This window comes from Streptomyces sp. 11x1 (assembly GCF_032598905.1).
Classification (GTDB): Bacteria; Actinomycetota; Actinomycetes; order Streptomycetales; family Streptomycetaceae; genus Streptomyces.
In genome coordinates this window covers 5128168-5143275 of record NZ_CP122458.1, presented here as the reverse complement: position 1 = coordinate 5143275, position 15108 = coordinate 5128168, and the positions used below count along the sequence as shown (strand labels likewise).

Annotated in this window: 12 protein-coding genes; 4 read left to right on the top strand and 8 right to left on the bottom strand. The window is 73.7% G+C overall.

Features of this window, described 5'->3' with window-relative positions:
• Window positions 1-30 precede the first annotated feature (30 nt).
• The gene (locus P8T65_RS22505) at window positions 31-2310 is read right to left on the bottom strand and encodes a VWA domain-containing protein (protein ID WP_316727093.1); all 2280 of its coding nucleotides are present in this window, start codon (window positions 2308-2310) and stop codon (window positions 31-33) included.
• A gap of 253 nt (window positions 2311-2563) precedes the next feature.
• On the opposite strand from P8T65_RS22505, the gene P8T65_RS22500 reads away from it, so the two are divergent.
• The gene (locus tag P8T65_RS22500) at window positions 2564-4636 is read left to right on the top strand and encodes a PhoX family protein (protein WP_316727092.1); all 2073 of its coding nucleotides are present in this window, start codon (window positions 2564-2566) and stop codon (window positions 4634-4636) included.
• Window positions 4637-4747: 111 nt separating this feature from the next.
• Here P8T65_RS22500 and P8T65_RS22495 read toward each other — a convergent pair whose 3' ends face one another.
• The 5 genes from P8T65_RS22495 to P8T65_RS22475 form a co-directional block, all read right to left on the bottom strand.
• Window positions 4748-4963 carry a hypothetical protein gene (locus tag P8T65_RS22495; protein WP_316727091.1) on the bottom strand — a complete coding sequence of 72 codons (216 nt, stop codon included), beginning with the start codon at window positions 4961-4963 and terminating at the stop codon, window positions 4748-4750.
• Window positions 4964-5104: 141 nt separating this feature from the next.
• On the bottom strand, window positions 5105-7096 hold the full coding sequence (locus tag P8T65_RS22490; RefSeq protein WP_316727090.1) for an FUSC family protein: 1992 nt from the start codon (window positions 7094-7096) through the stop codon (window positions 5105-5107).
• Between the two features lie 57 nt (window positions 7097-7153).
• On the bottom strand, window positions 7154-8191 hold the full coding sequence (locus P8T65_RS22485; RefSeq protein WP_316727089.1) for an endonuclease/exonuclease/phosphatase family protein: 1038 nt from the start codon (window positions 8189-8191) through the stop codon (window positions 7154-7156).
• A gap of 227 nt (window positions 8192-8418) precedes the next feature.
• Complete coding sequence (locus P8T65_RS22480) at window positions 8419-8874, bottom strand: hypothetical protein (RefSeq protein WP_316727088.1); 456 nt, start codon at window positions 8872-8874, stop codon at window positions 8419-8421.
• 192 nt (window positions 8875-9066) lie between these two features.
• A complete protein-coding gene (locus tag P8T65_RS22475) occupies window positions 9067-9858 on the bottom strand; it encodes an alpha/beta hydrolase (protein ID WP_316727087.1) in 792 nt (263 codons plus the stop codon).
• A gap of 117 nt (window positions 9859-9975) precedes the next feature.
• On the opposite strand from P8T65_RS22475, the gene P8T65_RS22470 reads away from it, so the two are divergent.
• On the top strand, window positions 9976-11385 hold the full coding sequence (locus tag P8T65_RS22470; protein ID WP_316727086.1) for a PLP-dependent aminotransferase family protein: 1410 nt from the start codon (window positions 9976-9978) through the stop codon (window positions 11383-11385).
• On the opposite strand, the gene P8T65_RS22465 is transcribed toward P8T65_RS22470, so the two are convergent.
• A complete protein-coding gene (locus P8T65_RS22465) occupies window positions 11300-12238 on the bottom strand; it encodes a hypothetical protein (protein ID WP_316727085.1) in 939 nt (312 codons plus the stop codon). The two genes, P8T65_RS22470 and P8T65_RS22465, sit on opposite strands and share 86 nt — an antisense overlap.
• Window positions 12239-12620: 382 nt before the next feature.
• On the opposite strand from P8T65_RS22465, the gene P8T65_RS22460 reads away from it, so the two are divergent.
• On the top strand, window positions 12621-13010 hold the full coding sequence (locus tag P8T65_RS22460; RefSeq protein ID WP_399099730.1) for an SH3 domain-containing protein: 390 nt from the start codon (window positions 12621-12623) through the stop codon (window positions 13008-13010).
• Window positions 13011-13059: 49 nt separating this feature from the next.
• Here P8T65_RS22460 and P8T65_RS22455 read toward each other — a convergent pair whose 3' ends face one another.
• Window positions 13060-13554, bottom strand: a complete 495-nt coding sequence (locus P8T65_RS22455; protein ID WP_316727083.1) for a hypothetical protein — start codon at window positions 13552-13554, stop codon at window positions 13060-13062.
• A gap of 295 nt (window positions 13555-13849) precedes the next feature.
• Between P8T65_RS22455 and P8T65_RS22450 the strand changes: the two genes are divergently transcribed.
• The gene (locus tag P8T65_RS22450; RefSeq protein ID WP_316727082.1) at window positions 13850-15076 is read left to right on the top strand and encodes a PP2C family protein-serine/threonine phosphatase; all 1227 of its coding nucleotides are present in this window, start codon (window positions 13850-13852) and stop codon (window positions 15074-15076) included.
• Window positions 15077-15108: the final 32 nt, after the last annotated feature.

The window sequence follows — 15108 nt, the reverse complement described above, 5'->3', positions numbered from 1 at the left end:
ATCGCCCGGGGCCCGTCCGCTTGCCGGTGACTACGGGCGCCAGGTGGACAGGATGCCCTCGTAGACCTCGGCGTCCGTCAGCTCGCGGGGGGTCTCGCCGGCCAGGAAGTGGGACGTGTTGGGCGTCTTCAGCTTCCGGAGGTAGTCGAAGGCCTTGTTCTCCGGGTCGCCGAACGCGACGAACGCGAAGTGGACGGAGGGGTGGCTCTTCGCGGCGTCCGCGAGCGCCTGGTTCGCCGGGGTCTTGGCGTCCGGGGCGCCGTCGGTCTGGAAGACGACGAGGGCGGGGGTGCCGGGGGCCGCCTTCTGGTGCTGGGCGAGGACCTCCTCGACGGCCACGTGGTAGCTGGTACGGCCCATGCGGCCGAGGCCGGCGTGCAGGTCGTCGACCTTGTTGTCGAACGCGTCGAGGGTGAGCTCGCCGGTGCCGTCCAGTTCCGTGGAGAAGAAGACGACGGGGACGGTGGGGGGCTGCTCGGGGTCGAGGTGGGCGGCGAGGGCGAGGGTCTGCTCGCCGAGGGCCTGGGCTGAGCCGTCCTTGTAGTAGCCGCGCATGGAGGCGGACCTGTCGAGGACGAGGTAGACCTTGGCGCGGGTGGTGGTGAGGTTCTGCTTGGCGAGGGCTTCGTGGGCGGCGGTGTAGGCGGTGCGGAGGCCTGCCGGCACGGTGTCGGTCGGCACGGTGTCGGCTTCGCCGTCGGCCGTGCCCGTCTTCCCACCCGCACCACCCGTGCCGCTTTCGTCGTCGGCCGCGGGTGCCGCCTGTGGGGCGACCGCGCCGTCGGTGTCCGCGGCTTCAGGGGTGGCTTCATCGGCCACGACGACGAGGTCAGCGGCCTCGGGGGACTCGGCGGCGACCGGTTCGGGGGTGACTTCCGGTTCCGGGGTCACGGCCGGTTCGTCGGCGATCGGGTCGGGGGTGGTGGCTTCGGGCTCCGGGGTGACTTCCGGCTCAGGGGCCACGGTCGGCTCGGCTGCGGCTTCGGGCTCGGGGGTTGCGGTCGGCTCCGGAGCGGCTTCCGGCTCGGCGGTGGCCGCCGGGGCCGAGGTGGCCTCGGGTTCAGGAGAAGCCTCGGGCTCCGGCGCGGCCTCGGCGGCGGCCTTCGGCTCCGCTGCGGCCTCGGGCTCCTCCGTGGTCTCCGGCTCCGGGGTGGACGCGGGCTCCGCCTCCGCCACGGGCGCGTCCGCAGCCACCTCGGCGGCCTCGGGCGCCGCCGCCGCAGCAGCAGCGGCCTCGGCCTCGGCGGCAGGCTCCGCCTCCGCTTCCTTCGCTGCCACCGGCTCGACGTCGACATCGACATCCGCAGCGGCCTCGGGCTCCGCGTCGGCGGACGCGGCCACGGTCTCGGCGTCCGCCTTCGGCTCCGGGGCGGTGTCCGCCGCCACGGGCTCGGCCTCGACCACCGGTTCGGGCGCGGCTTCGGCGACCGCCTCCGGCGCGGCGGGCTCCTCGTCGGCGGCCTTCGCGTCAGCCGCGGCCGACGCCTCGGGCTCGGCCTCGTCGGCAGTCCCCACCTCGGCCTCGGCGGCAGCGGCGGGCTCCGCGTCAGCGACCGGCGCGACAGCCTCCGCCTCCGCCGCCGCATCCGCTTCATCGGCGGTCTCGGTGACCGGCTTCGGCTCGTCCTCGTCGGCGGCGCCCGCCTCAGCGACAGGCTCCGCCTCGACCACCGACGACGTCTCCGTCTCGGCCTCCACCGCAGCCTCGGCAGGCGCCTCGGTCGCAGCCTCGGCGGGCACCCCGGCCTCGGTCTTCTCCTTGGCGACCGGCTCCGGCTCCGGCTCGGCCACCGTGGGCTCCGCCTTCGTCTCGGCCCGCACCTCAGCCTCGGTCTCAGGCGTGACCTCGGCGGACGCCTCGGCCCGCACCTCAGCCTCAGTCTTCGCCGTGACCTCGACCGGCGTCTCAGCCGACGCCTCAACCTCCGGCGCGACCTCGGCGGACGCCGCAGCCCCCGTCTCCTGAGCCGCTGCCTCGGCACCCGCGCCCGAAGCCTCGGCATCCGCCCCCGCCTCCGGCCTTCTCTCCGCCGGCTCCGTGGTTCGCGGCTGCGGGACCGTCACGTTGTCGAAGGCCGCGGAGACGAGTTCGTCGGCGACTGAGGAGGATGAGGATGAGGTCGGGGTCGCGGGCTCCGTCGCCGGGGCCGGGACCCTCGGCTCGGCGGCCTGCCGCGTCGCGGCCCCCTCGGCCGCCGCCGCGGAGGTGTCCTCCGGGGCGGAATCCCGCTCCGCCTCCTGCGAAGGAACCGTGTCGCGCCCCTTGCGTGAGCGGCTGAACGCATTCCGCAGGAGAGAGAGAATGCCCATGTGCGCAACCCTTCGGGTGAGTTGAAGCCCGTCAATCCCTGGCCAGGACGGACACGTAAGGTTAGCGGCCGGGCGGGGCGATCTTGGGGTGGGGCAGGGGCCTTTCACTATCCCCGCCACCCCGCGCTGTCAACACCGCCTCAACTGCCGCAGGTTCACCCTCTGTTCACCCTGCGTCCCCGTTCTCGAACACACGCCCCCCTAGCGTCGCGCTCACACCAAAAAGGCACATAAGAGCATCGAGGAGCGCGCTGTGCGCAAGCTGCTGCCCATGATCGGCTCGCATCCCGGCGGCCGTTCCGCCCTGACCTGTCGTTTCCGCTGTGGGGATGCCTGCTTCCACGAGGTGCCGAACACCAGCACCAACGAGTACGTGGGCGACGTCATCGCGAGCGCGCTCAGCCGACGCTCGGTGATGAGGGCCGCCGCCGTCGTCTCCGTGGCCGGCGCGGCCGGTACGGCCGTCTCGCTCGGCACCGCCCACCCCGCCACCGCGGCCACCTCGGCGGGCACCGCCGGAGCCGCCGGGGCCAAGACTCGGCCCAAGGCCGCCCGCGGTCTGCGCTACACCTCCGTCGCGCCCAACACCACCGACGCCGTGACCGTCCCGGACGGGTACAAGCAGAACGTCGTCATCCGCTGGGGCGAGCCGATCCTGCGCGGCGCCCCCGCCTTCGACCCGGAGAACCAGACAGGCAAGGCCCAGGCCGGTCAGTTCGGGTACAACTGCGACTTCCTGGCCCTGCTCCCGCTCCCCGGTGAGCGCGGCCGCCAGCTGCTCGTCGCGAACCACGAGTACACCGACGAGGTCCTGATGTTCCGCGGCTACGACGCCGCCAACCCGACACGTAACCAGGTCGAGGTCGCCTGGGCAGCCCACGGGCTGTCCGCCGTCGTGGTCGAGGAGGACCGGCGCACCGGCAGGCTCACCGCCGTGCCCCGCCACCACCTCAACCGCCGGGTCACCGCGACGACCGAGTTCCGGCTCACCGGCCCCGCCGCCGGCTCCGATCTGCTGAAGACCTCCGCCGACCCGACCGGCCGCAAGGTCCTCGGCACCCTCAACAACTGCTCCGGCGGCACCACCCCCTGGGGCACCACGCTGCACGGCGAGGAGAACTTCAACCAGTACTTCGCCAACAGCAGCCGGACGACCGACAAGCGCTACGGCATCGGCACCGGCGCCAGCGAGCGCAAGTGGGAGCGGTTCGACAAGCGGTTCGACGTCGCCCAGGAGCCGAACGAGGTGCACCGTTTCGGGTACGTCGTCGAGTTCGACCCGTACGACCCGTCCTCCACGCCGCGCAAGCACACCGCGCTCGGGCGGTTCAAGCACGAGGCCGCCACCATCCGGCTGACCGCGGACGGTCGTCCCGTCGTCTACTCCGGCGACGACGAGCGCTTCGACTACTTCTACAAGTTCGTCAGCAGCAAGCGCATGCGGAAGGGGTCGAGCCGTGCCGTCCGCGAGCACAACCTCTCGCTGCTGGACGAGGGCACGCTCTACGTCGCCAAGCTGACCGGCGACTCCCCGGCGGTCGAGATCGACGGCACGGGCAAGCTGCCGGGCGACGGTGAGTTCGACGGCTCCGGCGAGTGGATCCCGCTGGCCACCGCCACCGCCGAGGGCGCCGTCTCGCACGTGGACGGCATGACCGCCGACGAGGTCTTCGTCTTCACCCGGCTCGCCGGTGACAAGGTCGGCGCCACCAAGATGGACCGCCCCGAGGACATCGAGCCCAACCCGGTCACCGGCAAGGTCTACGTCGCCCTCACCAACAACTCCAACCGCGGCAAGGCCGGCTTCGCCGCCGCCGACGAGGCCAACCCGCGCAACGCCAACAAGCACGGCCAGGTGCTGGAGCTCACCGAGCGCTGGAACCGGCCCGAGAGCACCAGGTTCGCCTGGCTGCTCTTCCTCGTCGCGGGCGACCCGGACGACCCGGCGACCTACTTCGCCGGTTTCCCGAAGGACGACGTCTCCCCGATCTCCTGCCCGGACAACGTCGCCTTCGACCGGTACGGCAACCTGTGGATCTCCACCGACGGCGCCCAGCTCGGCTCGCACGACGGCCTCTTCGGCGTCGCGACCCGAGGTGAGCGGCGCGGTGAGCTGAAGCAGTTCCTCACGGTGCCGAGCGGTGCCGAGACCTGCGGACCGATCATCCAGGACCGCCGCGTCCTGGTCGCCGTGCAGCACCCGGGCGAGCTGGACGGCGCCACCGTCGAGAACCCGAAGAGCACCTGGCCCGACGGACCCGGCAAGCACGTCCGCCCGGCGGTCGTCGCCGTGTGGCGCGCGGACGGCTGCGACATCGGCGTCTGAGAAACACCGGCGCACACGCGCACACGCGCACACGCGCACACGCGCACATATGGATGCGGGCCGCCCTCCTGTCGGAGAGGGCGGCCCGCACGTCCTCGCGCGGAGCGGGGCTCAGGGAGCCAGGCAGCTGACGCCGGGGGCGGCGGCCGGGTCCAGCAGGGCGGCGGGTTCGAGGAGCGCGGCCGGGTCGGCCAGCTCCGCCATGGCGGCCGGGGTCTCGGTGACGCAGGTGACGGTGGCAACCGGGTCCGGGATCGCGTGGGCGGCCGGGGCCATGGCGCCGGCTAGGGCGAGGGTTCCGAGCAGGACGGTCGCGGTGCGACGCATGAAAAATCCCCTTATAGGTAGGGCGTTTGAACAGGATTGATCATGACTGCTTTCCGGCTGCGCATTCGCCCTCCGTCACTCGTGCGGGGATGACGTAACGATTCGGCGTCCTGCGCCGGGTTGACCTGGAAAGACCGTGGCTCAGCGGGGCGAGGCGATCGTCCGGGCCGCCGCCACCTCCTGGCGGAGCGGCTCCAGCACGCTGTCCGGCGGTCCGCCGAGCTCGGAGCGCACCGCGTAGAGGGTCTCGGTCCTCCGTAGGCCGTCCGCCAACTCCCTTAGCTGAAGGGCGACTTGGTCGACCTCGGCGGCGGACGGCGGTGCGGCGCCCTGCTTGGTCCGGACCCGGGCGGCCGTCGTCGCGTCCACGATCCGCTCCACCGCCACGACCAGCGGCCACCAGGCGGCGGCCCGCCGACCGACGGGCGGCGGTTCGGTCAGGGCCCGCTGGAACTCCGTACGGATCGTGGAGAGGTTGCGGTAGAGGCGGCGGCGGGTCCGGGCCCGGTCGGTGGGGTCCGCCGGGGACTGACCGAAGGCGCGTTCGACGTACGCGGCCGTGTCGGCGACGGCGTCCGCGAGCCGGTCGCCCACCCGGGCGTGCCAGCTCTCCGGCCAGAGCAGATAGCCGGCGACGAGGGCGATCGCGCAGCCCATGAGAGAGTCGACGAGACGCGGGACGAGCAGATCGGTGCCCTGGTGGTTGAGGGTGTCGGAGAGCAGCAGGATCACCGGGGTGATGGCCGCCGTCTGGTAGCCGTAGCCCCGGGGCGTGAAGACCGGGATGAGTGGTGCGAGGAGCAGCATCACCGGCACGTCCCACCAGCCCCGCGGCACCTGGGTGAGGACCCCGGCCGCGACCACCAGCCCGACGACCGTGCCGAGCGCCCGCAGCAGCGCCCGGGAGAACACCGACCCGAAGTCCGGCTTCAGGACGAACGTGATGGTCAGCGCCACCCAGTACGAGCGTGGCACGGGCACCAGCGAGACCAGGGCCTGGGCGATGCCGATGCACAGCGCGAGACGCAGCCCGTAGCGCCAGGAAGTGCCGGACAGGGCGACGTTCCGGGCGACCCGGACGGCGCGCACGCCCAGCGGCGCGGGGCGGCCCGCCCGGTCGCCGGCCTTTCGCAGCGCGTCCGGCGACTTCTCGGCGGCGACGTCGGCGGCGTGCCGCAGCGCCTGGTCGACCGCCCGTCCCGTCGCACTGCCGGGCTCCGGCAGCCGCAACCCGAGCGGCCCCGAGTACCCCGTCCCGACGGCCTCGGCGAGGTGCCGTACGGCCACCGGGATCTCGGCGGGCAGCGGTCGACCGGACAGCCGTACCGCCGGGGCGGCCTCCACCAGCGGGGTGATCGCGTTCAACTGGGCCAGCAGACGCACGAGTTCGGGACTGCGGCCGTGGTGCCGGGCGCGGCGGGCGAGGACCAGGTCGTAGGACTGGTTGAGGGACTGGGTGACCAGGACCCGCGCGTCGTCGTAGGAGTTTTTGTCGGCGCCCGGGGGGCCCGCCGAACCCGGGGTGGCGTCGGCGGCGTCCGGTGTCATGGTGGCGAGGAGGTCCGCGACCTTGCGGTAGGTGTCGGCGACGGCGGTCCGTTCCGGCACGCCCGCCCGGAGGGGCCAGGCGAGCAGGGCCAGCGCGAGGACCAGGAAGCCGCCGCCGGTCATCAGCAGCGGGGCCAGCCACCACTGGCCCGGCATCGGCAGCCCCGCCCCGATCACCGAGTTGAGCAGCAGCAGGAGCCCCGACACGGAGGCCACGGCGCCGATCGACGAGATCATCCCGGAGACGAGCGCGACCCCGGTGAGGACCCCTACGGTCACCCAGCCCTGCCCGAACACCAGCGACCCGAGCGTGATGCCCACGGCGGCGAACAGCTGCGGGACCGCGATGTTCAGCAGCCGCATCCGGTACGCGGCCGCCGTGTCGCTGATGACGCCCGAGAGGGCGCCCATCGAGGCGAGCGCGCCGTACTCGGGCCGGCCCGCGGCGAGGCCGAGCGCCAGCGGGAGCGTCAGCGCGATCGCCGCGCGCGCGACGGCCGGCCGGTTGACCGGCGCGGGCTGCGGCCGGAGGTTCCGCACCAGCCAGTCGGGCGGCGTGAGGCCGATGGGGAGCGTGCGGGCCATGCGCCCATTATGGCCGGGGTGATCGGGGGTTTCCGGGTGTGTTCGTGCCCCTTCGGCTCACCCGCGCCGGTGCAGCGAGAGGTCCACGACGACGGCGTTGTGGTCGGTGCCGGACAGCTTCCGGAAGCGGACCTCACGGGCGGAGAAGTCCTCCTCGGAGACGAGGACGTGGTCGATCTGCGCGCCGAACCTCGGGGTCGTCCGGGAGGGCCACGTCGCCTGGCGGTCCTGTCCGGTCAGCCGGGCGGCGTCGTTCATCCCCGTGTCGAGGATCGCGCGGAAGGCCGCGTGGTCCTGGGAGGCGTTGAAGTCCCCGGCCACGATGGTGGGCGTCCGGGGGTCCTTCGCCGCGTACGCGCGCAGCGCGCCGAGCTCCCGCCGCCAGGTGTCCAGCTGTCCCGGCAGCGGCGGCATCGGGTGCGCCAGCTGAAGCCGGACGGGGCGGCCGTCGACGTCGGCGACGGCACCCGGCATGCCCATCGAGCCGGGGATCGCGTCGGCGGACTTCAGGGGGTACCGGCTGAGGATGACGGAGCCGGTGGAGCCGTAGCCCTCGACGGACTGCCGGTGCGGGTAGTCGGGGGTCCGGCCGCTGAGGTCGCCGAGCTTGTCGCGCAGCTCGGCCGAACAGGTGAGCTCGCACTCCTCGACGAAGACGATGTCGGGGCGCTCGCGGCGTACGGCCCTGACGAGGGCGTCGGTGCCACGGCCGAACTGCACGTTCGACGCCATCACCCGCACCTCGGCGAGCACCGGCCCGGTCGGCTCGCTCGCCTTGCCGTACGGCTCGATGTACCAGGCCAGCGCGCCGAGGAGCACCACGCCCCAGGTCAGGCCGATCCAGCGGCGGGCGAGGAGGGCGAGGAGGAGGGCGAGGCCGGTGGGGGCGAGCAGCCAGGGCAGGAACGCGAGGAGTTGGGGGACCGGGGTGAAGGCGTCGATGTCGGCGGCGCGGGAGCCGACGACGAGGGTGACGCCCAGGAGCAGCAGGGTGGCGAGGAAGGCCTTGCCGCCGTGCCGCTTGCGCGGGCGCGGCCCGGCCGGCGGCGCGGGTTCCGGGGCGGGGTCCGGCCGTTCGATGGTCGCGCTCTCCACGGCCGGTGCCTTTCGCTGTTCTTGGCGGGTCCTTTTAAGGACGGGTGGGGTGGGGGGAAGGTTGCGCCGGGGGTGGGATCGGGGTGCGGTGCGTGGGCGGGTGCGGGTGGGTGGGTGGGGCTTCTCGCGCAGTTCCCCGCGCCCCTGAAGGGCGAAGCCGGGGCTGCGCCCGGCTTCGCCCTTCAGCCGTAAGTCGTTGTCCTCCCGAGCTCTCAGGCACCCGGCGTTCAGCCTGAGTGCGTGAAGTCCGGCGACGTCGCCAGGGACCAGATCACGAAGACCGCGATGCCGATGCAGACGACCGACCAGACGGGCGCGTACGGCAGGAACATGAAGTACTCGATGGCGAACAGCGAGGTCAGGGCGATCCCTGCCGCGCGGGCCCAGTCGTGGCCCTGGACCACGCCCCACCCGGTGCCCAGGACGCAGAGTCCGATCACCAGATGGATCCAGCCCCAGGTGGTGAGGCTGAACTCGAAGACGTAGCTGCCGATGTTCGCGTAGACGTCGTCCGTGGCGATCCCGGCGATGCCGTTGAGGATGCCCATGACGCCGATGACCATCATCAGGACACCGGCGAAGACCATCCCGCCGTGGGCCCACTCCGAGCGGGCGCCCCGGTGGGACATCGTCGTTTCCTGCGTCGTGGCGTTCGAGCGAGGTGCGGTGCTGTGCTGGGCCATGAGGGCCTCCTCCGACGGATGGACAGCTCACCCGCATGCTCACGCGGCAGGGAGGGGGCCGCACGTGGTGTAGGCCGAATGGGTGAAAGGGGGCGATGGGGGTGTGGGAGGGCCGGGACAGGGAACCCGGCGCGGCTCGGTCCAGGCGGGTCAGCCCGGGAGGGGCGGCCCGGGAGGGGCGGCCCGGGAGGGTCAGTCCAGGCGGGCCAGGAAAGCCCCCAGTGCCTTGTTGAACTCCTCGGGGCGTTCCAGGTTCGGCAGGTGGGCGGCGCCCTCGACGACGTGGAGGGTGGAGTCGGGGAGGGCGGCGTGCATGGCCTCGGCGTCGGAGACCGGGGTGTAGTCGTCGTCGGCGCCCACGACGACCAGCGCCGGGACGGTGACGCGGGTCAGCAGCTCGCGGTAGTCGGGGCGCTCGGCCCGCCCGCGCAGGGCCGCCGCGGCGCCCTCGGGATCGGTGGCCGTCATCATGCGGCGCACCTGGGCCGCGACCTCCGCGTCGGCGTACGGCGCGACCATCCTGAACAGCACCTCGTCGGCGTACCCCGCCATGCCCTCGCGCAGCAGCCGGTCGGCCATGGTGTTCCGGGTCCGTCTGCCCTCCTCGGTCTCGGCGGCCGGGAAGGTGTCGGCGAGGAGCAGGCCGCGGACCCGGTGCGGGAACAGGCGGTAGCACTCCATCGCGATCTGGCCGCCCATGGAGAGGCCCCCGAGGACGAACTCCGGGACCCCGAGTTCGTCCAGGAGTGCCGCGATGTCCTCGGCGAAGGTGGAGAGCGGGGTGACGCCCGGGACGACGGGGGACCGGCCGTAGCCGCGCAGATCGGGGGCGATGACGCGGCGCGAGGTGGAGAACTCGCTGATCTGCGGGTGCCACATCGTGCGGTCGAAGGGGTGGCCGTGGATGAGGACGAGGGGGAGGCGGGCAGGCCGACCCGCGAGAGCGGGTTCCCCTTTGTCCTCGTATGCGAGGAAGGTGGTCATGGCATCGACCCTAGGACGCCCCAACTCCTCGGTGCAATAAGATCTTTGCCCTCGGTGCAATGTGATGGCCGAGGCCCGCGGCGGGACGTAGGGGCAGGCGAGGGGGAGGGGTGGACCGTGGTCGACTACCGGCGTATCGCCGATCGCATCGCGGACGACATCGCCACCGGGCGGCTGCAGCCCGGTGACCGGCTGCCGCCGCAGCGGGTGTTCGCGCGGCGGCGGGGGATCGCCGGGTCGACCGCCGGGCGGGTGTACGCGGAACTGGTGCGCCGCGGGCTGGTGGTGGGGGAGGTCGGGCGCGGGACGTTCGTGCGGGCGGCTCCTACGGCACCGGACGGGCGGGCGCTGGCGGAGTCGGCGGGCTCGGCACCGGTGAACCTGGAGCTCAACTACCCCTCCGCGCCCGGCCAGTCGGAGCTGCTGGCCACCGGGCTGGCGCCGCTGCTGCGGCCGGACGTGCTGACGGACGCGCTGGGCACCGCCCCCGCGACCGGTACGGCCGCCGCGCGCGAGGCGGCGGCCGGGTTGCTCGCCACGGCCGGCTGGCGCCCGGACCCGGGCCGGTTCCTCTTCGCCGGGAACGCCCGCCAGGCCATCGCCGCGGCCCTCGCCCACCTCGTACGGCCCGGGAGGCGCGTCGGCGTCGAGTCCCTCACGTATCCGCTGGTCAAGGAGATCGCCGGGCGGCTGGGGATCACCCTGGTGCCGCTCGCGACGGACGGGGAGGGGCTCCGGCCGGAGGCCGTGGCCGCCGCGCACCGGGCGGCGCCGCTGTCGGCGGTGTACGTCCAGCCGACGCTGCACAACCCGACGTCCGTGACGATGGGGGCGGGGCGCCGGGCCGAACTCGCGGGTGTGGTGCGGGAGTTGGACCTGCCGGTGATCGAGGACCGGATCTGGTCGTTCCTGGCGAGCGGGGCGCCGGGTGGGGAACTGGGTGAGGTGGCCGTCGGCGATGTGGGCGGGCTGCCGCCGTTGGCCGCGTACGCGCCGGAGCGGGTGTTCGTCGTGGACGGGCTGTCCAAGCGGGTGGCGCCGGGGCTGACGGTCGGGTTCCTGGTGGTGCCGGAGGGCCGGGTCGCGGGCGCGGCGGACGCGCTGCGGTCGGGCGGCTGGACGGCGGGGCGGTTCGCGTTGGAGGCGGCGGTGCGCTGGATCGGGGACGGCACGGTCGCGCGGCTGGTCGCGGCGAAGCGGGCCGACGCGGCGGCACGGCAGCGCCTGGTCGCCGAGCACCTCGCGGGGTTCGCCGTACGGGGGGACGCGCGGGCCTACTACGCGTGGTGGGAGCTGCCCGAGCCCTGGCGGGCGGACACGTTCCGCGCGGCGGCGGCCGCACGGGGCGTGGCGGTCACCCCGGGGCCGGCGTTCCGTGTCGCGGGGGTGCGGCGCGGGTCGGGGGTGCTCGCGGGCCAGGCCGCGGCCGCCGCCGACTGCGTCAGGCTCGGGCTCGCGTCGGTTCCTCCGCCGGTACTGGCGGGGGCGCTGCGGACGCTCGGCGATGTCGCACGAGGTGGCCCGTGAGCCAGGCGGCGGCGGCCACGGTCGTGCCGAGCAGCACCAGCCCCCAGGTCACCGTGCGCAGGGTGGCCGTGAGCGCGTCGTAGACGGCACCCGCGGCCGCCGGGGAGACGTCCGGCGGCAGGTCGGCGAGCGTGAGGTGGCGGCCGAGGGCCACGGCCACACCGAGCAGCGCGCCGCCGAGCGCCGCGCCGAGACCCGTCGCACAGACGGCCCGACGGCGCTGCGTGGCGACGAGCACGCCACCGGCGGCCAGTGCGAGCGCACCGACCGGAAGCCAGAACGCGGCGATTTCCAGCACGCGATACCCCTTTCGAAGCTGGACCAGTTCGGTGGCCGACAGGACCTCGACCTCGGTGCGCGCGACCGGGATGCGATGGGCGAACGGCACGTGGTCGCGCACGAGTTGACGTTTGACCCGCTCGCCGACCGGCGCGAGGTCGAGCGTCACCCCCCGCGGCCCGCCGACGCCGGGCCCGCCCGCGCCCGCGCCGTCCGCGTCCTCGGCGCGCACCGCCTTCAGGATCGCGTCGTGCGCCGCCCGGTTCAACATGTGCCAGGCCGTGCGGAACGCCTCGGTCTGGGTGAAGGAGTGCGCCGCGTCGTGGGTGAACTCCCGTACCGGCTGCCGCAGCGGCGGCCCGACCCGGACCTCGCGCAGGATCCCGGCGGCGACCGCGTCCGCCAGCGCCTCCCGTACGGCCGGGTCGGTCGCCAGCGGTGCCATGACCGCCTCGTAGCGCGTCCGGTCCGCGAGCTCGTACGTCGCCCACGCGGACAGCGCGCCCACCGGCGTGAGCAGGCAGGCGAGCGCGGTCAGTACGGCCGACAGGGCGCCGCGGACTCGGTGGGACACCCCTCCAGGCAAGACCCCCGCCCACGACCTCGCGAGCGCTCCCGACGGACGTGACTGCGAATGGCCCCGCAGGACAAGCCGAACGGGGTGAGGAATGGGGAGCCGACCGAGGCGGGAACGGGGAGGGGTGGCCCCGATGGCGGCATGGGTGGGGCGGGTGCCTCTCCGGTGGAGCGCTCACTCGAACGGGTGTTACCTGGAGGAAGAGTGACAGGGGGTGGCGAAGGGGGTGTCGAGGAGGCCAGGCATGCGTAGTGATCCGCGTACTCCGAATTCGTCCGCTTCCCCCTGTTCCCCGAGTTCCCCGAGTTCCCCGAGTTCCCCGGGCACTTCGGCCCTGCGGGCGCTCGTCGCGGCCGGTGTCACCGGTGGTGTGCTCGCGGTGACGGCACTCGGGACCACGGCGGCGGCCGCGTCCGACGGCTCCGTCCGTGGCACGGTCGTCTCGGGCGGTGACCTCAACCTCCGCGCACAGCCGACCACGGACTCCCGGGTCGTCGGCTCCCTCGCGCCCGGCAGCCGGGCCGTCGTCGACTGCGAGGTCCGGGGCCAGAAGGTGTTCGGCGACCCGCACTGGTACTGGCTCGGGGACGTCCGCGGCTGGGCGAGCGCGGTGTACGTCGACACGCACGGCCGCTCGGTGCCGAACTGCACGGATCCGTGCCCGAGCTGGAAGGACTGCGATCCCTGCCAGGACGGGCACGGTTCCGGGTCCGTCTCGTTCACGTGGGCGTTCACTGCCTCCGGCACCTGGGAGTGGGAGGAGGAGTGAGCGGGCCGACGCATCGCTCGCGCCGACCGGACCGGTCAGCGCCGGCGGGTCAGCGCAGGCGGTGGCCGGTCGCGTCCTCGTGGGTGTAGTAGCGGTAGAAGGTCACCGCGAAGACCGCCGCCGCGATACCGAGGGACATGAGCGTCGAGCGCACCACGGTGTGCTGGGTGGCCTGGCTGTAGAGGAAGCCGAAGGCGCAGCCCGCGAAGGCGGCCCAGAGGAGGGCGTGCGGTTCGCGGCGCAGCCGGGGTGCCACGGTCTGTACGGCGATGTAGAGCGCCGCGAACACGAACGCGGCCACGAAGCCGAAGAGGACGTTCCAGCCGGTGATGGGGCCGGCGTCACGGTTCATCGCCGCGGCCCAGTAGCCGTAGACGAGGCCGAGGACCACGGGCAGGATCAGGTTCGTGAGCCGGTGCGTGCGCTCACTGAAGACATCGGGCGAGGCCGGCGCCGCCGACCTGGCCGGTGCCGGGGGGCCGCCCTGGGCCGAGGGTCCGCCCGGGATCCCCGGGCGTCCCGGAGTGGGTGCCGTCTGAGCCATGGGAGCACTCCTCTCTCGCCTCCCCCGTCAGTCTCCGCCCCGTCTTCCAGAGCACACCTGGGGAGGGGCGCTGGCAAGTCGGGGGTGGGGGTTTTGTTACGGGGGGTGGGGAGACCTGGGCAGGGGCGCTGTGGGGGCGCCTGACAGCTCGGGGGAGCTCGTGGGCGGGCGGCTGCGGCTTCGTGGGGGCTGATCGCGCAGTTCCCCGTACCCCTGGACGGCCTGCGGCCGTCATGGGGCACGGCCGTGGTGGGCCGGGATGCGGGGGGCGGGGGGGCGTGTTTCGCTGTGGGGCATGCGGATGCGGATGCCGGTGCCGCTCGGGCGCCGGGAGCCGGACCCCGTCGCGCGGCAGCAGCCGCTGCGGATCCACGGGCGGAACGTCGCCTGGCTGCCGCCGCTGGTCGTGCTGCTCGCCGTACCGGTGGTCGACTGGTTCACCAGCGGCGACTTCCGGGTCATCTCCTGGCTGGTGCTCGTGCCGGGCACGGCCGCCGCGGTCTGCCGGGTGTGGACGACCGCGCTGTTCGCGGCGCTCGCGACGCTCATGTACATCGTGGGCGACAGCTCCTGGTCCCACCAGGAGCCCACCGGTCTGCCGGACTTCGTCCTCGTCACCCTGGGCGGCATCCTGTCCGTGCTGGTCTGCGCGGTGCGGCTGCGCGGACAGGAGCGGATGCTGCACATGCGGGCCGTCGTCGACACCACCCGCCGTATCCTGCTGCGCCAGCTCCCGCCGGACGTCGGCGGCCTCGACCACGCCGAGATCTACCTCGCCGCCGACAGCGAGGCCCGGGTCGGCGGCGACTTCTACGACATCCAGCCCAGCCCCCACGGCACGCGCGTCGTCATCGGCGACGTCCAGGGCAAGGGGCTCGCGGCGGTCGAGGCGGCCTCCGTGCTGCTCGGCACGTTCCGCGAGGCCGCGTACCACGAGGCCGAGCCGGTCACCGTGGCCGAGCGGTTGGAGACCCGGATGGTCCGCCATGTGCGCTACTGCGCGCACGTCGGCCGCGACGACGCCGAGCGCTTCGCCACCGCCGTCCTGCTGGACTTCCCCGAACTGCGCAGCGAGCGCACCGACTGGGGCCCGGACCTCACGGGGCTCGACGCGCTCACCGTGGACGTCGTCAACTTCGGCCACGAACCGCCGCTGCTGCTCTCCCCCCACGGCGTGCGCTTCCTTCCGCTGCCGGACGGACTTCCGCTGGGGCTGGGCGAGTTGGCCCCGCCGGAGACCCGGACGGCCACGGTGCGGCTCGCCGCCGACGAGACGTTGCTCCTGGTCACGGACGGGGTGACGGAGGCGCGCGACGGGCGCGGGGTCTTCTTCCCGCTCCGCGAGTACCTCTCCCGTGCCCTCGCCGCCGGGGCGCCCGTGCTTCCCCCGGAATCCCTGGTCCGCCTCGTCCGGGACGGTGTCCTCGCCCACACCGGCGGCTTCCTCGACGACGACACGACGATCTTCGCGGTGCGGCGGGCGTCGGCGCCGGTGCGGCGGGCGCCGGGCGCACCGAAGTGAGCGATGCTCCGCCGGTTCACGCGGGGCTCCCG